This is a genomic window from Promineifilum sp. (SeqCode) (assembly GCF_041918635.1).
In the GTDB taxonomy this organism is placed as follows: domain Bacteria; phylum Chloroflexota; class Anaerolineae; order Promineifilales; family Promineifilaceae; genus Promineifilum.
The window spans coordinates 1-5,960 of record NZ_JAYRVJ010000073.1 but is presented as its reverse complement, the minus strand read 5'-3'; the positions used below and the strand labels follow the sequence as shown (position 1 = coordinate 5,960).

Annotated in this window: 8 protein-coding genes; all 8 read left to right on the top strand. The window is 64.6% G+C overall.

The features are described from left to right. Window positions 1–238, top strand: a 238-nt coding sequence (locus ACE3UY_RS02415) for a DUF711 family protein (protein ID WP_374685957.1), incomplete at its 5' end; no start/stop codon positions are given. A gap of 317 nt (window positions 239–555) precedes the next feature. Continuing rightward, window positions 556–1,437, top strand: coding sequence for a hypothetical protein (locus tag ACE3UY_RS02410; RefSeq protein WP_374685956.1), 882 nt, complete (start codon window positions 556–558; stop codon window positions 1,435–1,437). 1 nt (window position 1,438) lies between these two features. Then, a complete protein-coding gene (locus tag ACE3UY_RS02405) occupies window positions 1,439–2,380 on the top strand; it encodes a hypothetical protein (RefSeq protein WP_374685955.1) in 942 nt (313 codons plus the stop codon). Between the two features lie 2 nt (window positions 2,381–2,382). Beyond that, window positions 2,383–3,129 (top strand): hypothetical protein, encoded by a 747-nt coding sequence (locus ACE3UY_RS02400; protein WP_374685954.1) that lies wholly within the window; start codon window positions 2,383–2,385, stop codon window positions 3,127–3,129. A 128-nt stretch (window positions 3,130–3,257) separates the two neighbouring features. Next, entirely contained in the window at window positions 3,258–4,916 is a 1,659-nt protein-coding gene (locus ACE3UY_RS02395) for a UDP-N-acetylmuramoyl-L-alanyl-D-glutamate--2,6-diaminopimelate ligase (protein WP_374685953.1), read from the top strand. A gap of 1 nt (window position 4,917) precedes the next feature. After that, window positions 4,918–5,172 (top strand): DUF4160 domain-containing protein, encoded by a 255-nt coding sequence (locus ACE3UY_RS02390; RefSeq protein ID WP_374685952.1) that lies wholly within the window; start codon window positions 4,918–4,920, stop codon window positions 5,170–5,172. Next, window positions 5,153–5,419, top strand: coding sequence for a DUF2442 domain-containing protein (locus ACE3UY_RS02385; RefSeq protein WP_374685951.1), 267 nt, complete (start codon window positions 5,153–5,155; stop codon window positions 5,417–5,419). The genes ACE3UY_RS02390 and ACE3UY_RS02385 overlap by 20 nt, the downstream gene beginning before the upstream one ends. Window positions 5,420–5,444: 25 nt before the next feature. Then, window positions 5,445–5,867, top strand: a complete 423-nt coding sequence (locus ACE3UY_RS02380) for an OsmC family protein (protein WP_374685950.1) — start codon at window positions 5,445–5,447, stop codon at window positions 5,865–5,867. Window positions 5,868–5,960 lie beyond the last annotated feature (93 nt).

Genomic DNA, 5,960 nt, shown 5'->3' with positions numbered 1-5,960 from the left:
CGTGAGCGAGGCGACGCTGGCCGGCATCCTGCTGGACACGGCGGCGCTGTCGGCCCGGCTGCGCAAGCCGCTGGTGGCCCGGCTCATGCCCTTGCCGGGGCTGTCGGCGGGCGATCCGACGGCGTTCTCGTTCGAGTACTTCGCGGCGAGCCGGGCGATGGGGGTGGCGCGGGGCGAACCAGCCCAGCTTCTAAAGGATAGCGAGGAACTAACCCTGTTGAGTTATCGAATGAGGTAGGGGGAGACCTGCGTGTCTGCCCTAGATCAAGTGTCTGCCCTAAGGGTAGGGGCAGACCTGCGTGTCTGCCTCTACTTATGAAAATCTGTGCGATCTGTGGATGCTTGTTCTATAAGGCCCAACCGCATGGCAATCGTCGGTTGACAGCGCCAGCCCGATCCCTTATTGTGTTACCGGTATCTCTGAGGTAGGGGCAGACCTATGTGTCTGCCCAAGGGCAGACACATAGGTCTGCCCCTACGTACCCACCATCCCCGCCCGCACCGTCGCCCCTGACGGCGGCCGTCTCGCCCGAGACGACGCCAGGAGAATATGCGATGGCTTTCACTGACCACTGTGACATCTTCGGCGCCGTGCACGAAGAAGGGGTCAACCGCGTGGTGCAGCACCTGATGCGCCAGCGCCCGTCACTTTTTAACTACGCCACAGCTTTCTTCACCCAGAATAGCCACCTGTTGTGCACCCGCATCGTCGCCGACCGCAAGGTGACCGACGCCGGCAACCCGCTCTTCGATCTGCAAGACCCTATTCCTGTCCTGGGCGCGCCGACGGAGATGCCGCTCGGCCTGAACTGGTGCTTCCAGTTGACCGACGTGCAGATTGACTTTCACCCCGGCAACGTCTTCGCCCTGCCGCCCGAGTTGGGCGAATTGCCGCCGCAACGGCTGGCGCTGCGCATCAAAGGATGCTTTGGGTTGGGCTGCCCGCCGCGCGACGTGATCGAGAAGCTGCTGCCGCAGATCGAGGTGCTGGCGACGGCCGAGAAGCCCGATGACCGCCCGGCTCCGGACAGACCACCGGTGACGGTGCTTGAGACGCGCGAGATCATGTGCTTCTGCCTGGAGTTGTACGGCGTGGCCCACGTCGAGTGGGGCACTATCGGCAACGACCTGGAGCAACAATGGCTGAAGGTGCGGCTCGATGGGCTGGAGATCGTCGATCTGCAACCCCTGCCGATGGAGAGCATCATTGAGTGCTACATCTCCACGGTGCTGCGCCTGGGCATCCTGCCCCGCGCCAGCGTCAAGATGGAGAAGCTGATCTTCGACATCACCAAGATGCTCCAGGAGCACGACATCGAGGTCGGACAGAAGATCACCTTGCGGCCGACGCCTATCTCGGCCGCCGTGCCCAATAACCCGGCTGTTGAGCAAGATCAACTCAAGGCGTTCATCAGCCTGGTCGTGGAGGAGGTGTAACGTGGCCCATGCAACCGTTGCCGTCTCCGAAAGCACCTTCCAGCGCACTATCGACCTGATCACGTCCAACTTCAAATTCGAGAAGTCGGACTCGGGCGACTTCGGCCCCTTCACCGCCGGCTACAACGTCAAGGCGCACCTGGAGGGAGGCGTCGTCGATCTGCGCGCCGATAACACGGTGCAGATCAGGGAGCTTGATCTGAAGTGGGATCGGCTGCAAGTGACGTTGGGGCTGGACATCCCCGAACTGTGCGTCGGCGGCGGCTGCATCAACCTGCCCTGGCCGCTGCCCGACATCTGCCTGCCGCGCGTGTGCGTCTTTGAGGGCGATCCGGACATCTCCATCTCGCCCGACTTCGCTGCCTTCGTGGCCCAGGAGATCAGCGTCACCGGCAGCATGGACGTGCGCTACTGGGATCCGGCCGCGCCGCCGCCGACCATCGACGTGTGCGGGGAATTGCGCGACATCCTGATCGGTTTCGATCTGCTGGAGCCGTTCCCCGGCCACACTCAGTGGCACATTTTCCTCGACCCGGAGACGATCGACATCGACCTGTTCGACTTCGCCGACATCGTGGGCGACCTGATCGAAGATGCGCTGACGGCGGCCATCGAGGCGCTCATCCCCGGCGGCTGGGTGCGCGACCTCATTCTGGCCCTCATCGGCGGCATCGCCGACCTCATCCGCTTCATCCTCGACATCCCGGACGAGATCGACGAGTGGCTCAGCGACCTCTTCAACGTCAGCTTCGGCCTGCTGGACTTCATCGGCACGCTTATTCTGGAGTTACTGGGCAACTGCCTGCCTCTCTACAAGATCGACGACCCGTACGAGATCATGCCGGCCAAGAATGGCCTGGTTCCCGTCGCCATCCCGCTGCGCAACCTCAGCGCCACGGTGACCGACGTAGAATTGATCGTCCAGGGCGACGTGGGAGCGTAACCATGAAGAGTGAACCCCGTAAAGCGGCGCTCAATCGCGCCCTGTTCATCAACCGGCCGCTGGACAGCCGCGCCCTGGGCGCGCTGGTCACGCTGCTGCACCGCTTCCCCGATCCCGGCGATTACGAACTGTTCGTGCGGCGCGAGGGGCAGGTGGTCTTCCGCGGCCCGGTAGAGGTAGTCGGCGAGATGGTTCCCGGCCCGGAGCGCCCCCCCGCCCCGGCCGGCGCGTCCTATCAAATCAATCTCGATCTGGCGACGTTGGGCGCAACCGAGGACGGTTGTCCCGCGCCCGCGCCCCGGCTGGCGGCGGGCGGCGTGCTGGGCTTCTACGTCAGCAAAGGCACGAGCCACTACACCGTGACGCTCACCCGTATCATCGGCGAGAAGCGGGAGACGGTGCTCGACAACGCCACCGGCCTGCCGGCGGGGGACTTCTTCGCCGTCACGCTGGTGCGCCCCGGCGCCTACGCCGTGACGAACCCGATGGGCAGCGGCCGGGCCATGGTCAAGGTTGAAGCCCCCTCGCGGGACGGCTACCGGGCCGATCAGGTGGCGATGTTTCAGGTGAAGGGTGACGCCTTCGAGCCGGCCGAAGGGGCCATCCTGTCCGGTCAGTCGCTCCTGTTCCAATGCGAGACCGCCGCGCACATTGTGGTCGAATCGGTGGATGCCGGCCCAACGGAGCGCCGCGCCACACGCGACGGCGAGCGGCCGAAGTACACGGTGCGCAAGCGCCGCTCGCCGTAACGCAGCCTGTTAGGCTGCCTCTTCGGGCTGCAGCCTAACAGGCTGCGCTACGGCCCGGTCGCCTTTTCCCACCGCTGCTGTTACCATAGTCGGGGGATGGTCGCCCGTTGCGGCCATCTCCTGATGTCATGACTGAAGACCCACGACGCTTAACCCAACTACTGGCGGCCTGGAGCGCGGCCGTCGCCGGAACGAGCCACCCGCAGCCGCCCCCCTACAACGGCCCGGACGTAACCCTCACCCACTTCACCGAGAAGACAAGCGAGGTGGAGCCAGGCGCGGCCTTCGTCGCCCGCGTGCGCACCGGCAGCGACGGCCACCCCTATATCCCGCAGGCCATCACCCGCGGCGCGAGCCTTATCCTGGCCCAACGCCCGCCGGAGGAGGTGAGCGTCGCCGTCCCGCCCGGCGTCGTCTACCTGACCGTGCCCGACACGGCCGAGACGCTGGCCTGGCTGGCGGCGGCCTGGGAGGGTTTCCCCAGCCGTGAGCTAGTCGTCATCGGCGTCACCGGTACCGACGGCAAAACCTCCACGGCCAACATCCTGTTCAGCCTGCTGCGGGCCGGCGGGCTGCGCGTCGGACTGCTCAGCACTATCCGGGCCGTCATCGGCGGCGAAGAGGAGCCGCTGGCGCTGCACGTGACCACGCCCGAAGCGCCGGCCGTCCAGCGCTACCTGCGCCGCATGGTCGACGCCGGGCTGACCCACTGTATCCTGGAGACGACCTCCCATGCGCTGGCCCAACACCGCGTGGCCGCCGTGGCGTTCGACGTGGCGGTGGTCACCAATATCACCCACGAACACCTGGACTACCACGGCGACTACGCCGGCTACTTCGCCGCCAAGCGCCGCCTGTTCGAGTACCTGACGGTAGAGCGATTTGGCAAATCGCTCACTGCTAACCGCTACAAGGACACGATCCGGCCGACGGCCATCCTCAACCGCGACGACCGTTCCTACGAGCCGCTGGCCGGCTTCCTGGCCGCGAGGCAGGTCGCTACGCTAACCTATGGCCTGGGGCCGGGCAACAACGTGACGGCCGGCGACATTCAGTATGGCCCGCACGAGACGACGCTGACGCTGTCATTTGCCGACGCGGCCCGGCGACCGCTGGCCGTGCGCTCGGCGCTGGTAGGCGAGTTCAACGTCTACAACATGCTGGCGGCGGCGGCAGCCGCCACGGCGTTGCGCGTGCTGCCGGGGGCCATTCGCGCCGGACTGGAGAGCGTGCGCGGGCTGAGCGGACGTATGGAGCGCATCGACCGCGGCCAGCCGTTCCTGGTCGTCGTCGACTTCGCCCACACGCCCAACGCGCTCGACCGGGCCGTCGGCGCGGCGCGGCGCATGGTCGGGCCGGGGGGGCGGGTCATTGCCGTGTTCGGCAGCGCCGGCAAGCGGGACGTGGACAAGCGGCGGCTGATGGCCGATATCGCCGCGCGGGCGGCCGACCTGAGCGTGCTGACGGCCGAAGACCCGCGCACCGAATCGCTGGATGACATCCTGGCCATGATGGCCGCGTCGGCCGAGGCGGCCGGCGGCGTGGAGGGGCGGACGTTCTGGCGCGTGGCCGACCGCGGCCGGGCCATCTACTTCGCCCTGAGCCTGGCCCAGTCGGGTGACGTGGTGCTCATCTGCGGCAAGGGGCACGAGCAGTCGATGTGCTTTGGGGCGACGGAGTACCCGTGGGACGACCGCGAGGCGACGCGGGCGGCGCTGGAGGCGTTTCTGGCGGGAAGGAAAATGCCGGATTTGGGGTTGCCAACGTATACCGCCTTTAGTTCGTAGTATGCAATCAATGGTAAACAGGATGCCAACGAAACAGATCGAGGGTTACAGGTTTCGCTTCTACTCGTCTGACCGCTTTGAGCCGCCACACGTCCACGTGTTACGCGACGCAAAGGTCGCTAAGATTTGGCTAAATCCGGTAAGTCTGCAATACAATCGGGGCTATCATTCAACAGAATTGAACAATGTCTTACGTCTGACCCGCGAGCACCAAGCCGAGTTGCTGGAGTTGTGGTATGAGTACTTCTCAAGATAACCTGGAGGAATTGGTTACCGCGACGAGTGTGAGCTTCACCGGCGACATCCTCCACGTACAGCTCAGCGATGATCGCGGCATTACGCTCCCATTGGACAAGATCAATTGGCTGGAGTGGCTATACCAGGCAACGCCCGTCCAGCGGGACAATTGGTCAATTGAGCCCGGAGGGTACGCGATTTACTGGGAAGACCTGGACGACGGGATAGAGGTAATGCACCTGTTGGGAATGCAACCGTTGACCTAAATTGAGTGAAGAGGAGAGCGACACAATGGCTATTCGCCACGCACAAGCTGAATGGGAAGGGACGTTGAAAGAGGGATCGGGCTATTTGAAGCTGGAGAGCGGCGTCTATGCTGGCCCCTACACTTGGACCGGGCGGTTCGCTGACGGCCGCGGCACAAACCCCGAGGAACTGGTCGGCGCGGCCCACGCCAGCTGCTACGCCATGTTCCTGTCGGCCATTCTGACCCGCAACGAAGTCCCGCCAAAACGCATTGAGGCCAAGGCGTCGGTTCACCTGGGCGACGGCCCGACGATCACCAAGATCGAGTTGGACGTGGAAGCGGACGTACCCGGCCTTGACGCGGCGACGTTCCAAAAATATGCCGAGGAAGCCAAGGCCAAGTGTCCTGTGTCTAAAGCACTGGCTGCGGTGGAAGAAATCGCCCTGAATGCGCGGTTGGCAGGCTAGAAGACTCGCTGATTATACGGGTTGTCGCTGAAGACAGAAGCGTACACCCCAGACCGGCGACAAGCGTAAAGCCCGGCCACTAACCACTATGGT

Excerpts from the sequence above, each read along its gene's own strand:
- ACE3UY_RS02380 (WP_374685950.1), top strand. The coding sequence starts at position 5,445 with ATGGCTATTCGCCACGCACAAGCTGAATGGGAAGGGACGTTGAAAGAG.
- ACE3UY_RS02400 (WP_374685954.1), top strand. The coding sequence starts at position 2,383 with ATGAAGAGTGAACCCCGTAAAGCGGCGCTCAATCGCGCCCTGTTCATC.
- ACE3UY_RS02395 (WP_374685953.1), top strand. The coding sequence starts at position 3,258 with ATGACTGAAGACCCACGACGCTTAACCCAACTACTGGCGGCCTGGAGC.
- ACE3UY_RS02390 (WP_374685952.1), top strand. The coding sequence starts at position 4,918 with ATGCAATCAATGGTAAACAGGATGCCAACGAAACAGATCGAGGGTTAC.
- ACE3UY_RS02410 (WP_374685956.1), top strand. The coding sequence starts at position 556 with ATGGCTTTCACTGACCACTGTGACATCTTCGGCGCCGTGCACGAAGAA.
- ACE3UY_RS02385 (WP_374685951.1), top strand. The coding sequence starts at position 5,153 with ATGAGTACTTCTCAAGATAACCTGGAGGAATTGGTTACCGCGACGAGT.